Raw genomic sequence first — 18,046 nt, 5'->3', positions numbered from 1 at the left:
ACGACAAATAATTATGCCGAGTCCCAGCCGTAGACGCGGGCCGCGTAGATGCCGAGGAGCCAGGAGACGGCGAACGCTACGGCGCCGGGCACGAACCCGTCGAGGAACGCCCGCAGTCCGTTCGCGAGGAAGAGGTAGCACGCCACGAGCGCGAGCGAAGTGACGAGCGCCCACGCGACGCCCACGACCCGCCGCTCGTAGGCCCGCGGCCACTGGTTCTCGTAGATGTTCGGCACACCGACGCCCGCGAGCAGGACGACGAAGTAGGCGTCCACGGAGTCCCCCCACGTCTCGAAGGCGACTGCGCCAGCGACCAGTGCGACGGCGATGGCTCCGGTGGTCACCGCGAACTCCACGCTTGTCAGCCACGAGCGGAATCTGCCGGCGAGCGTAGCCATGCCACCACGCCGCACGGCAGTCACATCAACGTTCCGACAGAGGCCGCGGTTCGGTCGACAGAGATTATGAGGGATGGGGGACAACTCCGGGACATATGCGAGACGCCTACGTCGTCGGCGCGGGCCAGACCGCCTTCGGGGCGTTCCCCGGGGAGTCCTACCGCTCGCTGTTCGCCACCGCCGTCGAGCGCGCGCTGGCGAGCGCCGACGGACTCGACCGGGCAGACGTCGACGAAGCGGTCGTAGGAACGCTCGGCGTCGGCGGCCGACAGATCGGTCTCTCCGGACCCGCCGTCGCCGAACACGCCGGGCTCTCCGTGCCGACGACCCGCGTGGAGAACGCCTGCGCGGCCAGCGGCTACGCGGTCAGGAACGCCGTACAGGCCGTGAAGTCGGGGATGGCCGATGTCGTCATCGCGGGCGGCTACGAGATGATGACGGACCTGAGCGGCGACGCCGCGAAGTACTGGCTCGGCGTCAGCGGCGAGACGGAGTGGGAGCGCCTCACTGGGACGACGTTCGCGGGCACCTACGCCCAGATGGCGAGCGCCTACGTGGACGAGTACGACGCCGCCGTCGACGACCTCTCCCGGGCGGCCGTGAAGAACCACGCGAACGCCGCGAAGAACCCCCACGCGCACCTCGGCTTCGAGTGCTCGCTCGAAGACGCGAGCGGCGGCGCGACGGTCGCGGACCCGCTAACGCTCTACCACTGCTGTCCGACCAGCGACGGCGCGGCCGCCGTCCTCGTCGCCAGCGAGGACGTTGCCGCCGAGTTCGAGGACACCGCGAGAGTCGCGGGCGTCGGCGCCGCGAGCGACCGCGTCGGCCTCTTCGAGCGGGAGAGCTACACGTCGATACCAGCGAGCCAGAACGCGGCGGACGCGGCCTACGAGATGGCCGGAGCGGGACCGGAAGACGTCGACCTGGCGGAGGTCCACGACTGCTTCGCCATCGCGGAACTGCTCGCCTACGAAGACCTCGGCTTCTGCGGGCGCGGCGAGGCCCCGGAACTGCTGCGCGAGGGCGTCACCGACGCGGACGGCGACCTCCCCGTGAACGTCTCCGGCGGCCTGAAGGCGAAGGGCCACCCCATCGGCGCGACCGGCGCCGGACAGGTCGTCGAACTGTGGAAACAGCTCACCGGGAACGCCGGAGAGCGGCAGGTCGAGGACCCGCAACTTGGACTGGCGCACAACGTCGGCGGAAGCGGCGGTGCGGCGGTCGTCACGCTCCTGGAGGGAGTCTCGTGAGCGAGCATCAACGAGCGAGCGAGACGTCGTCAGAGCAAAGCTCTGACGGAAGTCGCGTGAGCTTGCGAACGCGAAACCGACCGCGCAACGCGCGGGAGGGGAAGGCATGACTGCGGAGAACTCTGCAATCGCGGGTGTCGGCGCGTACGTCCCCCGGTTCCGACTGTCGGCCGCGGAGGTCGAGGACGCCCTGGGCCGGTTCCGTGCGCGCGGCGTCGATTCGGTCGCCGTGCCGGACGCCGACGAGGACGCGCTCACGATGGCCGCGGAGGCCGGCGAGCGCGCCCTCGACGCGGCGGGCTACGAGGCGGGGAGCGTGGACGCGCTGTTCCTCGCGTCCACGACGCTCCCGTACGACGAGGAGGCCGGCAGCGGCCGACTCGGTAGCCTGCTCGGCGTCGGGGAGACCACCCGAACGAGCCAGTTCGGCGGCAGCACCGCTGCGGGCGGGGAGGCGCTATCGGCGGCGCTCGACGGCGGTGGCGTAGCGCTGGTCGTCGCTGCGGACTGCCCGCAGGGGGCCCTTGACGAGGCTGTCGGGCACGCTGCCGGGGCGGGGGCTTGTGCAATCGTCTGCGCGCCCGACAGCCCCGGAGCCGTCACCGACCGCTCGTCGTACACCGCCACCTACCCAGGAACCCGGTTCAGGAAGCGCGGCAGCGACGAGACGACGGGACTCGGCGTGACCGCCTACGACCGGGAGGCCTACCGCGAGACCGTCGCGGGCGCCGTCGACGAACTCGGCGGCGCGAACGACCCGGACGCCGCGGCGCTGCAGGCCCCCGACGGCGACCTGCCGTACCGCGCCGCGAGAGCGCTCGGTCTCGACAGCGAGACGGTGGCCGCCGGCACCGTCGCGGATGAGGTAGGCGACGCGGGCGCTGCGAGCGCGCTGCTCGGCTTCGCCGACGCGGTCGCCGACGGTAGCGAGACGATACTGGTCGTCACGTACGGTAGCGGTGGCGCGGCGCACGCGTTCCGGGTTGAGGGTGGTGAAATTCCGGTCAGACGGACGGTCGCGGGCGACCGAGACCTCGACTTCGCGGCGGCCCAGCGGCGGTGCGGCGCGTTCGACTCCGGTGTCCCGGAGGGCGGCGGGGCGTACGTCAGTGTCCCGTCCTACCGCCGCACGCTCCCGCAGCGCCACCGTCTGGTGGCCGGACGCTGCCGGGCCTGTGGCGCGCTCCGGTTCCCGCCGGAGGGCGCGTGCACGGAGTGCGGCGCGAGCGAGGGCTACGACGACACACCGCTCTCGAAGCGGGGCACAGTGGAGGCGGTGACGACCATCTCGCAGGGCGGCGCGCCGCCGGAGTTCGTCCCGCAGCAGGCCCGCGCTGGGGAGTACGCGAGTGCCATCGTGGCGTTCGACGGCGTCGAAAGCGGGTCGGTGAGCGTCCCGGTGCAGGTCGTGCTCGCGGGCGACGACGCGCCCGGCATCGGCGACGAGGTGGTGGCCGTGCCGCGCCTGCTGTACGAGCAGGAGGGCGTCAGACGGTACGGCGCGAAGGTCGTCCCCACCAACGAGCGGCGGCGGTAACGACCGCGACCACTGCGAGCGAGACCACTCCGGCGAGGGTGAACAGACTGTCGTACCCGACAGACCCCGCGAGCGCCGCGAACGCGACGGGGCCGCTGGCGCGGCCGAGGAATGTGACGCTGTTGCGGAGGCTGAGCGCACCGGCGCGGAGGTCCGCGGGGACGTGGTCGGTGAGGCCGGCGTCGACGGACGGGAGTACGAGGCCGACGCCACCGCCGGCGATGCTCGCGCCCGCTGCGACGCCGACCGGGGAGACGGCGAAGGGGACGACGAGCAGTCCGACGGCGTACACCGCGATGCCCGCGCGAACGAGGGTGGCGTTGCTCGCCCGGTGCGCGAGGCGGCCGTTGAGCGCGGCGGCGGCGGTGGAGACGACCTCCGCGGCAGTGATGACGAGACCGACGACCACGGCGGAGGACGCGTAGTCGTCGACGAGGAGGAACGGGAGCGCGGTGAATATCGCGCCGAACAGGAGGAGTTCGGTGAGGAGGGTGGCGGCGTAGAAGCCGAGGGCGCCCGTCGAGGTCGCCACGCGCGCCATCGCGGCGAGGTAGCCCGGGCGCTGCGGGATACCGACCTCCGTCGGCAGGACGCGCCACGCGACGCCGGCGACGGGGAGTGCAAGCAGGTACGCGAAGAAGGGCGCGTTCCAGGCGACGCCGGCGAGCAGGCCCCCGACGACCGGGTAGACGGCGGCCGCCGCCGAGAGCACGGCGGTGTTCACGCCGAGGACCGCGTTCCGCTGGACACCCTCGAACGTGTCGCCGACGAGCGTCACCGTGGAGACGAACAGGCCCGCGGCAGCGGTTCCCTGAACCACACGGACGGCGATGACGGTCCAGAACGGCGGCGAGAGGGCGATGCTCGTGCCCGAGAGCGAGAAGACGACGAGCGACCCGACGAGCAGGCGGCGGCGGCCGTACCGGTCGGCGAAGGCGCCGAGGAACGGAGAGAGCACGATGCCCGCGAGGAAATACGTGGAGACGAGGAGGCTTGCCTGTGCGTCCGTGAGCAGAAACTGGTCGCGGAAGGCGGGCAGTGCGGGGCTGAGCAGTGGGACGCCGAGTGGCGCCATCGCGGTGCCGAGCAGCACCACCCGGACGGTGGGAGAGTCCCACGGGACGCGTTCGCTCACTTCCATGCCACACTGAGGCTGTTCGGCGCGGTCGGCGGAAAGGATGGTTACCGCCTGGTGACCAGCTACCCCGACGGGATACCGGAACGAGTTAGGGGCGCGGCCGTCGTAGAACGTGAGGGAATGACGCTACTGTGCGCCGACACGGTCGTCTGTGACGCCGAGTCAGTCGTCGAGGGCGGCGCGGTCGTGGTCGAGGGCGACCGCATCGCAGCGGTCGGGGACCGCGAGGACCTCCGGGAGCGCTACCCGGACCACGAGCGCGTGGAGTCCGACCTGCTGGCGCCGGGGCTGGTCGGCGGCCACGTCCACTCCGTGCAGAGCCTCGGGCGCGGCATCGCCGACGACGAGGAACTGCTGGACTGGCTGTTCGACCACGTCCTCCCGATGGAGGCGTCGATGGGACCCGAGGAGATGCGCGCGGCCGCCGACCTCGCGTACCTCGAACTCGTCGAATCCGGGACGACGACGGCCATCGACCACCTCTCCGTCTCCCACGCCGATCAGGCGTTCGAGGCCGCGGGGGACAGCGGCGTGCGCGCGCTCATGGGGAAGGTCCTGATGGACAAGGACTCCCCGGACGGCCTGCTCGAGGAGACCGAGGCCGCGCTCGACGAGACGGAGGCACTCATCCGGGAGTACGACGGCGCTCGCGACGGCCGCATCCGGTACGCCGTCACGCCGCGATTCGCCGTCTCCTGCACCGAGGAGTGCCTGCGTGGCTGCCGCGAACTCGCCGACGAGTACGGCGTCCGCATTCACACGCACGCCAGCGAGAACAAGGGCGAGATTACGACTGTCGAGGAGGACACCGGCAAGCGGAACGTCCACTGGCTGGACGAAGTTGGGCTGACGGGCGAGGATGTGGTGCTCGCTCACTGCGTCTGGACCGACGAGAGCGAGCGCGAAGTGCTCGCCGAGACGGGGACTCACGTCACGCACTGCCCGTCGTCGAACATGAAACTCGCCTCCGGCGTGGCGCCAATCACGGACTACCTCGACCGCGGAATCAACGTCGCGCTCGGCAACGACGGCCCGCCCTGCAACAACACCCTGGACGCGTTCACGGAAATGCGCCAGGCGAGCCTGCTCGGGAAGGTGTCGGACCTCGAGCCGACGGCACTCCCAGCGCGCACCGTCTTCGGGATGGCGACCCGGAACGGCGCGAAGGCCGCGGGGTTCGAGGACGTCGGCAAACTCCGCGAGGGGTGGACGGCGGACGTCGTCGGCCTGTCGACGGACAACGCCCGCTCGACGCCGGTCCACGACCCGTACTCCCACCTCGTGTTCGCCGCGCACGGCGACGACGTGTCGCTGACGATGGTCGACGGCGAAGTGCTCTACCGGGACGGCGAGCACGTCCGGATGGACGATGCGGCCATCAGGGAGCGCGCCAGCGAGTTCGCCGAGGGCTACTGAACTACCGACGTTCGTCGACCCAGTCGTCGAGTTTCTCGTTCGCGCGGTCGGGGTCCCTGTCGGCCCGCAGCAGTTCGTCGAGCAGCGCCGTCGCCTCCGCGGAGACCCAGCGGCTCTCCTCCAGACGCGGAATCAGCTTCGCGCGCAGCCAGTCGAGGGGGCGCTGTGGCGAGTACCACGCGTCGGCGGTTTCGGCCATCGTGTCGGTGGTGACGGCCGGGGCTAATGAACGCCGTGGCACAGGGGCTACGACGCGGGCGCAGGCGGGACCACGCTTTTCGGGCAGGCGCACAGTGGTACACGAGCATGACCGACAGCGAACCCGTGCAGTGTCCAATCTGTGGGTGGACAGGGCACGCGACCGACCTCGACGAGGAGGCCTGCCCGACGTGCGGGGAGCCGGTCAACGTCACGTTCACCTGACAGCCCCGACGCGTACTGCCCGAGGAACGGCCCGCACAGAACACCTTCTCCTAGCTTTTTCACGGTTCGTGGGGAAGGCCGTGGCATGAAGGTCGCAGTACTCGGCGCGGGCACGATGGGGCACGGCATCGCCCAGGTTGCCGCGATGGCGGGCCACGACGTGTCGCTCCGGGACGTGGACGCGGACATCGTGGACGAGGGCTTCGACGCCATCGAGTCGAACCTGGCGGGCGGCGTCGAACGGGAGAAGGTGACACCGGCGGAGCGGGACGCGACGCTCGACCGGCTCTCGGGGACGACCGACCTCGACGAGGCCGTGGCGGACGCCGAACTCGTCGTGGAAGCTGTCCCGGAGGACGTGGACCTGAAGCAGTCCGTGCTGGGCGAGGCTGAGAGTGCCGCACCCGACGACGCCGTGCTGGCGTCGAACACGTCGAGTCTCCCGGTGACGGAGCTCGCGTCGGTCCTCGAGAACCCGGACCAGTTCGTCGGCCTCCACTTCTTCAACCCCGTCCACATCATGGCGCTCGTCGAAGTGGTGGTCGCCGAGCAGACCAGCGGAGAGACGCTGTCGTTCGCCCGCGAGTTCGTCGAGGGCATCGACAAGACTGCCGTGGAAGTCCAGGACTCGCCCGGGTTCGCGTCCTCGCGGCTAGGCGTCTCGCTCGGCGTCGAGGCGATGCGGATGGTCGAGGAGGGCGTGGCCAGCCCTCGCGACGTGGACGCGTCGATGGAACTCGGCTACAACCACCCGATGGGCCCCATCGAACTCGGCGACGTGGTCGGCCTGGACGTGCGCCTGGACATCCTCGAACACCTCCGCGAGGAGCTCGGGGAGCGGTTCCGGCCGCCACAGATTCTGAAGCGGAAAGTGCGCGCAGGCAAACTGGGAAAGAAGACCGGCGAGGGGTTCTACGTCTGGGAGGACGGCGAGATAGGGGGAGTGAGTGGCGACCTCGACTCGAGCGGGCACGACGACGGAGGTGATGGGGCGTGAGCGACGTCGCCGAGACCGCGGCGGACTGTGAGTTCGTGGCTGTGACGGAGAACGACCCAGAGCACGTGACGACGGTCACCATCGACCGACCGGACGCGCGGAACGCGCTGCACGGGCCGCTCCGCGAGGAACTGAAGGCAGTGTTCGCGGCCGTCGACGAGAGCGACGCGCGGGTCGTGGTTCTCACGGGAAGCGACGACGCAGGGGCGTTCGTCGCTGGCGCCGACGTCAGTGAACTCCGCGAGCGGAACGCCGTCGAGCAGCGCCGAGCGAGCGAGCGGCCCCGCGTCTACGAGACGGTCGAAGACGTTCGCCAGCCCGTGATTGCCCGGTTGAACGGTCACGCGCTGGGGGGCGGTCTCGAACTCGCGCTCGCCTGCGACGTCCGGGTCGCCCACGAGCGGGCCAAACTCGGGAGCCCCGAGATCAACCTCGGCATCATCCCGGGCGGCGGCGCGACCCAGCGCCTCCCGCGAATCGTTGGGGAGGGGCAGGCGATGAAACTCGTGCTCTCCGGGGACCTCGTGGACGCCGCGGAGGCCAGGGATATCGGCCTCGTCGAGGACGTGTACGGCGACGACGAGTTCGACGACGCGGTGTCCGACCTCGCGGCGTCGATGGCCGAGAACAGTCCGGTCGCCCTGGCGTACGGGAAGGACGCCGTGCAGGCGGCCTCCCGGATGGACCTCGAGGCGGGCATCGAGTACGAGGCGGAGCTGTTCGCGCAGCTGTTCTCGACGGCGGACAAGGACGAGGGCATCGACGCCTTCTTCGAGGACCGGACCCCCGAGTGGCGTGGTCGATAACAACCCTTTCAAGCACGCCGTCCGAGGGGGAACCATGGAATGGGGAGCGGCCTGGGTCGCCGGATTGTTCGTCCTGGCGACGGTGCTGTCACCAGCAGCGGTCGCGACGACAGCGACGACACCGGACGGCGCGCTCGGGATGCCACAGGAGTTCGACCCGGACTCCGTCTCGCTGTCCGCCTCGCTGCAGGAGGACGGCGACGCAGCGTGGACGTTCACCTACCGGACGCGACTGTCTAACGACAACGAAACGGCGGCCTTCGAGTCGCTGCAGAACGACATCCGGACGAACACCTCCAACTACGTCGGACAGTTCGAGGACCGCATCACGGCGACGGTTGACGCGGCAGAGAACACCACGGGTAGACAGATGGCCGTCGAGAACGTCTCCGTCTCGACGCGCGTGAACAGCCTCAACGAGGAATCCCTGGGCGTCGTCACCTACCACTTCGAGTGGCAGGGGTTCGCGGAAACCGAGGAGAACGCCATCGCAGCGGGTGACGCCCTCGAGGGGTTCTACCTCGACAACGAGACGTCGCTGACGGTGTCCTGGCCCGAGGGGTACGAGACGGTCGAGGTGGCGCCGGAAGCGACCCAGCCACGCGAGAACGCCGTGCAGTGGCGCGGCCCGCTGGAGTTCGGCGACGGGCAGCCGAGCGTCGTCGTGGTGCCCAGCGCGACGACGACCACGGAGACGCCGACGAACACGACCGCCGGCCCGACGACCACGGGTGACGGCCCGACCACCGACAACGAGGGTGGTGGGCTGCTCGTGCCCGCGCTCGGCGGCGCCATCGCCGTCCTCCTGCTCGGCGGCGCGGGCTGGCTCTACTGGCGGCGCGAGACCGCCGACCGGGACGGTGGCCCGGGGGCAACGACGAGTCCCGACGACGGGAACGCCGGTGTGGCAGCAGCGGGCGCAGCGGACGACGAGCCGCCGTCGGAGCTGTTGAGCAACGAGGAGCGCGTCGAGCAGTTCCTCGAGTCCCAGGGCGGCCGCGCGAAACAGCAGGCCGTCGTCGAGGCGCTGGGCTGGACGGAGGCCAAGACCAGCCAGGTCGTCAAGCAGATGCGCGAGGACGACCGGCTCGACTCGTTCCGCATCGGTCGCGAGAACGTCCTGAAGCTCCCGGATGCGGACGCACCGGGCGAGAACAGCGACGAGTAGTCCCCGGCGTGTCGTCGCGTGGCACGGCGGGTCCGATACGGCACTCACTTGTACGGGCCGCAAATTTTGCGAGAGTATGACCGAGAGCGGCCCGCTGGACAACATGCTCGCGCAGATGGAAGAGGCCCGGGAGTACGTCGACATCGACGACGGCATCTACGAACGGCTGCAGTCCCCCGAACGCACACTCACCGTCAGCCTCCCCGTCCGCATGGACGACGGCACCGTCGAGGTGTTCGAGGCCTATCGCTGCCAGTTCGACAGCGCACGCGGCCCCTACAAGGGCGGCATCCGCTACCACCCGAGCGTCTCCCAGGAGGAGGTGTCGGCGCTCGCGGGCTGGATGACCTGGAAGACGGCGCTCGTCGACCTCCCGTTCGGCGGCGCGAAAGGCGGCATCATCTGCAACCCCAAGGAGCTCTCCGACGGCGAAATCGAACAGCTCACGCGCCGGTACACTGAGGGCATCCGGCGCATGATCGGGCCGGACACGGACATCCCGGCACCGGACATGAACACCGACCCCCGGACGATGGCGTGGATCATGGACACGTACTCCGTCTACCAGGGGTACGCGGTCCCGGAGGTCGTCACCGGCAAACCGACCGAAATCGGCGGTACCGACGGGCGCACCGAGGCGACCGGTCGCGGCGTCGCCATCATCACGGAGGAGACGTTCGAGTACTTCGACACCGAGGTGCGCGACGCCGACGTGGCCATCCAGGGCTTCGGGAACGTCGGCAGCGTCACCGCGAAACTGCTCGACGAGCGCGGCGCGAACGTCGTCGCCGTCTCGGACGTCACGGGCGCCATCTACGACCCGGACGGCCTCGACGTGGACGACGTTCTGGACTACGTCGCGGGCAACGCCGGCCGCCTCGAGGGCTACGACGCGGGCTCCATCTCGAACGACGACCTGCTCACCCTCGACGTCGACGCGCTGATTCCGGCGGCCATCGAGGACGTCATCACCGTCGACGTCGCCGAACGGCTCCAGGCCGACGTGGTCGTCGAGGCCGCGAACGGGCCGACGACGTTCGACGCCGCGAACGTCCTCGAGGAGCGCGGCATCCCCGTCGTCCCGGACATCCTCGCGAACGCGGGCGGCGTCATCGTCTCCTACCTCGAGTGGGTCCAGAACAGCCAGCAGTACTCCTGGGAACTCGAGGAGGTCCACCACGACCTGGAGGCCCGCATCACGGACGCCTTCGACGAGACGCTCGCCGCCTACGAGGAGAAGGAAATCCCGACGCTGCGCACCGCCGCGTACACCATCGCGCTCGAGCGCACCGCCTCCGCCCACGAGTACCGCGGCCTGTTCCCGTAACGCCGTCCCGGGATAGACCCAGAAGTTAACCCATAGAGCGTGGAACGCTGGGGCATGAGCTACGAGGCGGTGTTCGTCGACCTCGACGACACCCTCTACCCGTACCCCGAGTGCAACGAGGCCGGCAAGCGGGCTGCCTGGGAGACGGCCCGCGAACTCGGCTACGAGTGGAGCCGCGATGACTTCGAGGAGGTCTATCAGGCGGGCCGCCGGGAGGTCAAGCGCGAACTCGCTGGCACCGCCTCCGCCCACGAGCGGTTTCTCTACTTCAAGCGCGCCGTCCAGATGCACGCCGGCACCCACAGCGCCCGGGACGCGCTCGCGCTCGGTGAGGCGTACTGGGAGACGTACGTCGAGGAGATGGAGCTGTTCGACGGCGTCGTCGAGACCCTCGAATCGCTCCAGGCGTCCGGCGTGGACGTCGCCATCGTGAGCAACCTCACGACGCGCATCCAGTTGAAGAAGATAGAGCGACTCGGCATCGAGGAGCACGTCGACCTGGTCGTCACCTCCGAGGAGACGGGCCGCGAGAAGCCCAGCAGCGTGATGTTCACCCTCCCGATAGCGCAACTCGACGTCCGGTCGAGCGAGGTAGTGATGGTGGGCGACTCCCCGACGGCGGACATCGCTGGCGCCAACGCGCTCGGGCTGACCACGGTGCTGTTCAACAGCGACGCGACGGACCTCGACGAGCACCAGCGCCCGGACCACAGGATTGAGGAGTTCGGGGAGCTAACGGGTCTGGTACACTGATGCTCGCCCGCGAACGCGTCGCCGTCGTCGACCACGCACCGCTGCTGAGCGACCTCACGCCCGGCCGGACGGGGAACCTGAGCGTCCGCCGCGGCGACGAGTTCGCGGCCACCCCGACCGGCGTCCCCTACGACGGCTTCGACGCCAGCGACGTCCCAGTCGTCTCCCTCGACGGCGAGGTGGTCGCCGGCGAGATGAAGCCGACGAGCGAGGTACCGATGCACACCGGCATCTACCAGCGCCTCGACGCGGGCGCCATCGTCCACACGCACTCGACGTGGGCGACGACGCTCGCGGTGCTCGGCGAGGAACTCCCGCCCATCCACTACATGATCACCGCCGTCGGCCGCTCGGTGCCAGTCGCGGGCTACGCGCCCTACGGCACGGACGAACTCGCGAAACTCGTCGTGAGCGAGATGGAAGACGCCGACTCGAAGGCCTGCATCCTCGCGAACCACGGCCTCGTCGTCGTCGGTGAGGACCTCCCGTCGGCCGTCGAGAACACTGTCCACGTCGAGAACCTCTGCCGGCTCTACTTGCAGGCCCGCGAGCACGGCGAGCCGAACCGGCTCTCAGACGACGAACTGGCGACCGTCGAGGAGAAGTTCGAGTCCTACGGGCAGTAGACGGCCTCGCACTCCCCTCCTCCTGCCTGTCGGCGAGCCGACCTGTACAGTTATACGTCGCGGGCCGTCACTCGGGAGGCATGGACGAAGTCGACACCCTCCGTCGCGGGCTCGTGGCGGCAGTCGTCGGCGGGGTGACGGCCGGCGGCTTCTTCACGCCGGCCGCGAGCTACCTCGACCGGTTCGCGCCGCTGTCAGGGGACGTCTGGCGGTCGACGACCGACGAGACCCCCGACGAAGTGGAGAGCCCGTACGGCTCCGCGACCCTCCAGTACGACGGGCACCGCGTGCCCGAGGTGCGCGCCGACGACGAGCGCGCGCTCTACTACGCGGTCGGCTACGCCCACGGCACCGACCGGCTGTTCCAGATGGACCTCCAGCGCCGCCTGATGCGCGGACAGCTGTCGGCCGTCGTCGGCGAAGCGACCCTCGACTCCGACGAGTTCCACGTCCGGATGGACTTCGCGCGGGCGGCCGACGCGAACTGGACGGCCCTCCAGTCCCGGAATCCCGAGGTCGCCGGGATTCTGGAGGCGTACACCGCGGGCGTCAACGCCGCCCGCGACGACCAGCGCTACCCACTCGAGTTCGAACTGCTGGACTACGAACCGGCGCCGTGGACGCCGGCGGACACGCTCATCCTGCAGTTGCAGATATCGTGGACGCTGACCGGAAGTTTCGAGACGCTCCGCCGCGCACGCCTCCGAAACGCGCTCGGTGACGGCTACGAAGAACTGTTCCCGCGGCGACTCGACCACGACAGCCCGATTCTCCGCGACGCGGACGCCGGTCCCGTCGACTCGCTCACGGGCGAACTCGGCGACACAGGCGGGAGTCCGGGTGCGGCGCTCACGGACTGGCTCTCGTCGTTCGAGTCCCCGGACGGCGTCGGGTCGAACAGCTGGGTCGTGAGCGGCGACCACACCGAGAGCGGCGCGCCCATCGTCGCCAACGACCCCCACCTCTCCCTGCTCGCGCCCCCGGTCTGGTACCAGCAGCACCTCGACGGCCCCGAGGACTGGGTTCGGGGGGTGACGTTCCCCGGCGTGCCGTTCGTCATCATCGGCGAGAACCGCGCCGGTGCGTGGGGATTCACGAACGCCGGCGCGGACGTGCTGGACGTCTACGAGTACGAGACCGACGGCGAGCGCTACCGCTACGAGGGCGAGTGGCGCGAGTTCGACACCGAGGACCACTCCATCGAGGTGGCCGACGGCGAGGACGTCACCGTCACGAAGCGGAAGACGGTGCACGGACCCATCGTGGAGCGGGAAGGAGAGCGGGTCGGCGTCGCGTGGACTGGCCTCACCGCCACCGCGACGACCGACGCCATCCACGCGTACGCCCACAGCGACGGAGTCGACGACTTCCGCGAGGCGACGCGGCAGTTCGACCTGCCGACGCAGTGCGTCGTCTACGCAGACCGCGATGGGAACACCTACTACAAGGTGACCGGCCGCATCCCCGTCCGGCGCGTCGACGGCGAAGCGGTTCCCGGCTGGCGAGTGTTCGACGGCTCCGCGGGCGAGGGCGAGTGGGCGGGATTCACGCCATACGGCGAGTCGTCGTGGGAGGGCTTCGTCCCCTTCGAGGAGAAGCCCGGCGCCCTGAACGCCGGGTACGTCGCCACCGCGAATCAGCGCATCTTGGACGACCCAGAGTACTACCTCGGGGAGTCGTTCTCGGCACCCTTCCGCGGCGAGCGCATCTACGAGTTGCTCGACGAATGGACCGCCGCGGGCGACGTGACTCCTGAGGACATGCGCGACCTCCAGCGCGACGCTCTGGACACGCGCGCCCGTCGGCTGGTTCCGCGGCTCCTCGACGCCGTCGACGTCGAGAGTGCGGGCGCACCGTTCGACGCGCTCACGGAGTGGGACTACCGGATGGTCCGGGACAGCGAGGCCGCACTCGCGTTCGCCGTCGTCCTCGACGCCTACCGCGAAGAACTCTACCGCGAGGGGTTCGACGCCGCGGGCCTCGGCGAGGAGTACTGGCCGGGCGACTGGGTGACCGTCACCCTCCCCGAGGACGCCGCCTGGTTCGACCGGGAGGCGACGCCGGCGAGCGCCTCGGGGGCGATGCAGTCGGCCCTCGACGCGGCCGCCGGCCGCGTGGACAGCGAGGGCTGGGAGACGTACGGCGACTACAACGTCGTCGCGCTCTCGCACCCGTTCGACCAGTCGTTCCTCAACTATCCGGAGATGCCGACCGACGGCTCCGCCGCGACGGTGAACAACTTCCGGCGGGACAGCGACGTGGGGAGCAGCTGGCGGATGGTCGTCCCGATGGACGGGGAGGCGACTGTCGTGCTCCCGGGCGGGAACGACGGCGACCCGTTCAGCGGCCAGTACGACGACCAGCTAGCCGCCTGGGCGGCCGGCGACTACTACGCGTTCGACCGGACGTTCGGGGGGCCTCGCGTGGAGTTCGGGGGTGGCGACTGATGCGGCGCCTCGCCTGGATGGGGGTCTCTGCCGTCGTCGGGCTCGCCGTCGCGTGGTTCCACTGGGTCGGCCTGCTCGTCGGGGGGGTCCTGGTCGGCGCGCTCGCCCGCTCGTGGTCGCGCGCGCTCGCCGCCGGCCTCGGGTTCGGCCTCCTCGCCTGGGTCGTCTTCCTCGCAGTGCTCTCGGACGCGGGCAGGCTGGCGGCGTACTGGGGGTCGGGACAGCTCCTGTACGTGAGTCTCGCCATCCCGCTCGTGCTCGGACTCGTCGGGAGCCTCGCCTACGGCCTCAAGCCAGTCCAGCGCGTCGACTGAACCCAACGGGCCCGCGGACTTTTGTGACGGCCCGTAGAACGTAGTGGCGTGACTCTCGCGGAGACGCAGGCGTTCTACGGCCGCTGGGCCCGCGCGTACGACTGGTTCAGCCGGCTCCTCCCCGGCCTCGGCAGCCTCCGCGCCGAGGCCGCCGACTCACTCGCGCTGACCGCGGGCGACACGGTCGTCGACCTGGGCTGTGGCACGGGCGCGAACCTCGGCTACCTCCGCGAGCGCGTCGGTCCCGAGGGGACGGTCGTCGGCGTCGACCTCACGCCGAAGATGCTCTCGCAGGCCCAGGCGGGCGTCGAGCGGTCGAACTGGCGGAACGTCCACCTCGTCCGCGGCGACGCCGGCCGGCCGCCGGTCGACGACGTGGACGGAATACTCGGGTCGTTCGTCGTCGGCCTGCTCCCCGACCCCGTCGCCGGCGTCCGGGAGTGGGTCGACCGCCTCGCACCGGACGGCCACGTCGCCGTGCTCGAGGCCGGCCGCAGCGACCGCCGGTTCGCGCGACCGCTCAACCGCGGCTTCGAGGCGTTCGTCGCGGCCGGGTCCCCGGGCGAGGGGGAGGACGACCCCGCCGCGGAACTCGACCGCCGCATCGACGACGCGCGCGGGGCGATGGCCCAGTACGCACGGCTCACCCGCGACGAGCGACGGGCCGGCGGCTTCGTCCGCCTGTTCGCGGGTCAGTCGCGGTCGTAGGCGTTCTCGCGTTCGAGGCGGCCGCGTTCGGCGAGCACCGACGGCGTGCGACAGATGCCCGGGGCGCCAGTGACCTGGGGGACCGTGCAGTTGTTGCAGTTCTCGCAGACCGCAGCGCCGCCGTCGAGCAGGCGCGCCGGGAGTCGGGGTTCGGCGTAGAACGGCCGCCCCATCCCAACGAGGTCGCAGGCGTCGCCGAGCAAGCGGTCCATTCGGTCGCGCTCGCGGACGCCGCCCTCCAGCATCACAGGAATATCTACGCGCTCCCGGACGCGCCGGCAGAGGTCGGCGTTCCACGCGGGTTCGAACGTGGCGTTTCGGGCCTGGAGGCGGTTGGCAAGCGAGACGAGGCGGGCGCGCCACGGACCGCCGAACGCCTCGGCGTACCCCGACTGGAACTGGGTCGCCCGCCACGCGCGCTCGGGGTACTCGCCGCGCACGACGTGCATGTCCCAGAACACGCTCCCGGAGACGGGGACGACGGCGTCGAAGCCGATGGCCGCGGCGCGCTCGCAGAGTCGGACGCAGTCGTCGTCGGTGAGGCGTCGACGGATCACCCGCGGCGCCTGCGACTCCGAGGGAATCTTGGCGATTAGGGGGACGTCCGTGCGGGCCCGTACCTCGTCGTGGAGGCGTTCGAGGAACCGGAAACCGTCGACGAACTCGTCGTCGCGGCGGTTGTAGAACGGGGAGAGGAACTGCTGGACGAGGCCCATGTTCGCGCCGGCGACGTGGATGCCGTGGTAGCCGGCGTCCGCGAGTCGCTCGGCCGCGCGTCCGAAGTCGGCCGCGAGTTCGTACACCTCGTCGGTCGAGAGCACGTGCGGGGAGAGGTCGAGGAAGCCGATGCGGTCGGCGAGTCGCATCGAAGGCGGCGGCCGGGAGACGGCCAACTGGTCGAGGTCAGGGTGGGCGTCGCGGTAGCCCGCGTGCCACACCTCCATCGAGCGCAGGCCGCCGTGGGCAAGTTGCGCGAACACGCGGCCGCCGTGGGCCTCGATAGCCTCGGGGACTGGCGAGAGAGTGGCGACGAACGCGTCGTCGTGGACGCGGGTCATGTTCGGCGCGGCACACCCACTCTCGCCGCGCACGATGGTCGCCCCCTGGCAGAGGAGGCCGGCGCCCGACGCGGCCGCGGGTTCGAGGTCCGCGACGAGCGTCTCCGCTGTGTCCGCGTCCGTGCCCGCGCACTCCAGCAGTGGCGCGCGGTAGAGGCGATTGGGCAGGCCGAGGCCGCCCACGTCCACTGGGTCGTCGAGACGCGGCATAGCTGTGGTGACGGGCGCGGGCCGCTTGAGCGCTGTGGGCGTGAAAACTCGAAGCACTTTAAGGACAGCGCGGTGACTGGCGACTATGACCAACGTCGACGTGGCCGTCGTCGGCGGCGGACCGGCCGGGTCCGCTGCCGCCTACGCGGCCGCCGAGCGAGGTGCGGACGTCGTCGTCTACGAGAAGGGCGTGCCCCGGGCCGACCGGGAGGGACTCGGACCGGACTCGACGGACGCCGCGGGCTTCCTCGACTACTGGCTCGACATCGCGGACCTGGAGTTCGAGGACATCCCCGCGGACGTAATCGAACAGGAACTCGAGGACGCCGAGTTCATCGGCCCCACCGAACGGGTGTCGGTCGACCGCACAGGCATCGACGCCGACTACGACGGCTTCGGCTTCACCTTCCACCGCGCGAAGTTCGACGACTGGCTCCGCTCTCGAGCGGAGGACGCGGGCGCTGAGTACGTCGTGGGCACGACCGTGAAGTCGGTCGACTCGGACCTCGCGGGTGGCCACAGCCACACGCTCAGACTCGGCGACGGCGAGGCGGTGACGACGGAGTATCTGGTGCTCGCGGACGGCCCCCAGCGCCAGGTGACGATGCGCGTCCTCGACCCGCTGCTGCCCGACGGGAAACGGGCCAGCGAACTGCTCTCCCCGCCCACTGCGAACCACATCGCCTACCAGGAGTACCGGCGGTTCCCCGACGAACTGTTCGACGCGGACTCGATGAAGTTCTGGTGGGGGTGGATGCCCGGCGAGACGGCCTACCCCTGGGTGTTCCCGAACCGCGACAACGTGGTGCGCGTCGGCCTCACGATGCCGATGGGGATGGACGTCGAGGAGTTCGACGCCAGCGAGTGGCGACTGCTCCGCGAGGACGACGAGAAGATCCCCTCCGGCGGCGTCTACATCCGTCGCCTGCTGGAGGAACTGTACGGCGACGAGTACGACGTCGAGGCCGACTTCCCGCTGGTCGAGGGCCACGGGAAGTCCAAGAGCACGGAGACGTACCCCATCTCCTCGACGCGCCCCATCGAGTCACCAACGGCGGCCGGTATCGCCGTCGTCGGCGGGGCGATGGGCACCACCTCGGCGTTCCACGAGGGCGGCGACCACGTCGCCCACCGCACCGGCCTGCTCGCCGGTGAACTCGCCGCCGAGGGCCGACTCGCCGACTACAACGACGCGTGGCACGACGCCATCGGGACGGAGATTCGGCGCAACGTCGCGATGGCCGACGTTGTCGGCGAGTACGGGCCGGCCGACTGGGACCGGACCATCCGCATCACCCGCAAGATGCTGGAGTCCAACGAGAGCGGGAAGCTCATCTCGAAGTCGAACGCCCGCTCGGCGGCCGGCGGGCTCAAACTATATGCCCAGTACAAGCGCGCGAAGTTCCGCTACCGGAAGAAGAAGTACGCCCAGGTCCGGGAGTCGGACTACCAGTTCTGAGCGGGCAG

At 70.3% G+C, this 18,046-nt stretch carries 18 protein-coding genes; 14 read left to right on the top strand and 4 right to left on the bottom strand.

Going from position 1 to position 18,046, the window contains the following annotated elements; genetic code table 11:
- Window positions 1–11 precede the first annotated feature (11 nt).
- Window positions 12–398 (bottom strand): hypothetical protein, encoded by a 387-nt coding sequence (locus HALDL1_07820; GenBank protein AHG05238.1) that lies wholly within the window; start codon window positions 396–398, stop codon window positions 12–14.
- 95 nt (window positions 399–493) lie between these two features.
- Here HALDL1_07820 and HALDL1_07815 point away from each other — a divergent pair, with 95 nt between their 5' ends.
- Window positions 494–1,651, top strand: coding sequence for a 3-ketoacyl-CoA thiolase (locus tag HALDL1_07815; protein ID AHG03513.1), 1,158 nt, complete (start codon window positions 494–496; stop codon window positions 1,649–1,651).
- Window positions 1,652–1,757: 106 nt separating this feature from the next.
- Entirely contained in the window at window positions 1,758–3,188 is a 1,431-nt protein-coding gene (locus HALDL1_07810) for an ACP synthase (protein ID AHG03512.1), read from the top strand.
- Here the strand turns inward: HALDL1_07810 and HALDL1_07805 are convergent.
- Window positions 3,139–4,329 carry an MFS transporter gene (locus HALDL1_07805; GenBank protein AHG03511.1) on the bottom strand — a complete coding sequence of 397 codons (1,191 nt, stop codon included), beginning with the start codon at window positions 4,327–4,329 and terminating at the stop codon, window positions 3,139–3,141. The two genes, HALDL1_07810 and HALDL1_07805, sit on opposite strands and share 50 nt — an antisense overlap.
- Window positions 4,330–4,446: 117 nt before the next feature.
- Here HALDL1_07805 and HALDL1_07800 point away from each other — a divergent pair, with 117 nt between their 5' ends.
- Window positions 4,447–5,742: an ethylammeline chlorohydrolase gene (locus tag HALDL1_07800; protein ID AHG03510.1), complete on the top strand. Its 1,296-nt coding sequence runs from the start codon at window positions 4,447–4,449 to the stop codon at window positions 5,740–5,742.
- A gap of 1 nt (window position 5,743) precedes the next feature.
- Here HALDL1_07800 and HALDL1_07795 read toward each other — a convergent pair whose 3' ends face one another.
- Complete coding sequence (locus tag HALDL1_07795) at window positions 5,744–5,941, bottom strand: hypothetical protein (protein ID AHG05237.1); 198 nt, start codon at window positions 5,939–5,941, stop codon at window positions 5,744–5,746.
- A gap of 107 nt (window positions 5,942–6,048) precedes the next feature.
- Here HALDL1_07795 and HALDL1_07790 point away from each other — a divergent pair, with 107 nt between their 5' ends.
- The 10 genes from HALDL1_07790 (at window position 6,049) to HALDL1_07745 (ending at window position 15,311) form a co-directional block, all read left to right on the top strand.
- Complete coding sequence (locus tag HALDL1_07790) at window positions 6,049–6,165, top strand: hypothetical protein (GenBank protein AHG05236.1); 117 nt, start codon at window positions 6,049–6,051, stop codon at window positions 6,163–6,165.
- Window positions 6,166–6,250: 85 nt separating this feature from the next.
- Window positions 6,251–7,162 (top strand): 3-hydroxyacyl-CoA dehydrogenase, encoded by a 912-nt coding sequence (locus tag HALDL1_07785; GenBank protein ID AHG03509.1) that lies wholly within the window; start codon window positions 6,251–6,253, stop codon window positions 7,160–7,162.
- On the top strand, window positions 7,159–7,968 hold the full coding sequence (locus HALDL1_07780) for a 3-hydroxybutyryl-CoA dehydratase (protein AHG03508.1): 810 nt from the start codon (window positions 7,159–7,161) through the stop codon (window positions 7,966–7,968). Before HALDL1_07785 ends, HALDL1_07780 begins: the two co-directional genes overlap by 4 nt.
- A gap of 34 nt (window positions 7,969–8,002) precedes the next feature.
- The gene (locus HALDL1_07775) at window positions 8,003–9,136 is read left to right on the top strand and encodes a hypothetical protein (GenBank protein ID AHG03507.1); all 1,134 of its coding nucleotides are present in this window, start codon (window positions 8,003–8,005) and stop codon (window positions 9,134–9,136) included.
- Between the two features lie 76 nt (window positions 9,137–9,212).
- Entirely contained in the window at window positions 9,213–10,463 is a 1,251-nt protein-coding gene (locus tag HALDL1_07770; GenBank protein AHG03506.1) for a glutamate dehydrogenase, read from the top strand.
- Window positions 10,464–10,517: 54 nt separating this feature from the next.
- On the top strand, window positions 10,518–11,216 hold the full coding sequence (locus HALDL1_07765; protein AHG03505.1) for a hydrolase: 699 nt from the start codon (window positions 10,518–10,520) through the stop codon (window positions 11,214–11,216).
- A complete protein-coding gene (locus HALDL1_07760; GenBank protein ID AHG03504.1) occupies window positions 11,216–11,842 on the top strand; it encodes a fructose-bisphosphate aldolase in 627 nt (208 codons plus the stop codon). Before HALDL1_07765 ends, HALDL1_07760 begins: the two co-directional genes overlap by 1 nt.
- A gap of 80 nt (window positions 11,843–11,922) precedes the next feature.
- On the top strand, window positions 11,923–14,289 hold the full coding sequence (locus tag HALDL1_07755; GenBank protein AHG03503.1) for a peptidase S45: 2,367 nt from the start codon (window positions 11,923–11,925) through the stop codon (window positions 14,287–14,289).
- A complete protein-coding gene (locus tag HALDL1_07750) occupies window positions 14,289–14,603 on the top strand; it encodes a hypothetical protein (protein ID AHG05235.1) in 315 nt (104 codons plus the stop codon). The genes HALDL1_07755 and HALDL1_07750 overlap by 1 nt, the downstream gene beginning before the upstream one ends.
- A gap of 48 nt (window positions 14,604–14,651) precedes the next feature.
- Complete coding sequence (locus HALDL1_07745) at window positions 14,652–15,311, top strand: type 11 methyltransferase (GenBank protein AHG03502.1); 660 nt, start codon at window positions 14,652–14,654, stop codon at window positions 15,309–15,311.
- Here the strand turns inward: HALDL1_07745 and HALDL1_07740 are convergent.
- On the bottom strand, window positions 15,296–16,579 hold the full coding sequence (locus tag HALDL1_07740) for an NADH-dependent flavin oxidoreductase (protein ID AHG03501.1): 1,284 nt from the start codon (window positions 16,577–16,579) through the stop codon (window positions 15,296–15,298). The genes HALDL1_07745 and HALDL1_07740 overlap by 16 nt on opposite strands.
- 85 nt (window positions 16,580–16,664) lie before the next feature.
- Between HALDL1_07740 and HALDL1_07735 the strand changes: the two genes are divergently transcribed.
- Window positions 16,665–18,038, top strand: coding sequence for an electron transfer flavoprotein (locus HALDL1_07735; GenBank protein ID AHG03500.1), 1,374 nt, complete (start codon window positions 16,665–16,667; stop codon window positions 18,036–18,038).
- Window positions 18,039–18,046: the final 8 nt, after the last annotated feature.

It is taken from the genome of Halobacterium sp. DL1 (genome assembly GCA_000230955.3).
Taxonomy (GTDB): domain Archaea; phylum Halobacteriota; class Halobacteria; order Halobacteriales; family Halobacteriaceae; genus Halobacterium.
This window is presented reverse-complemented; position numbering and strand designations above follow the sequence as displayed.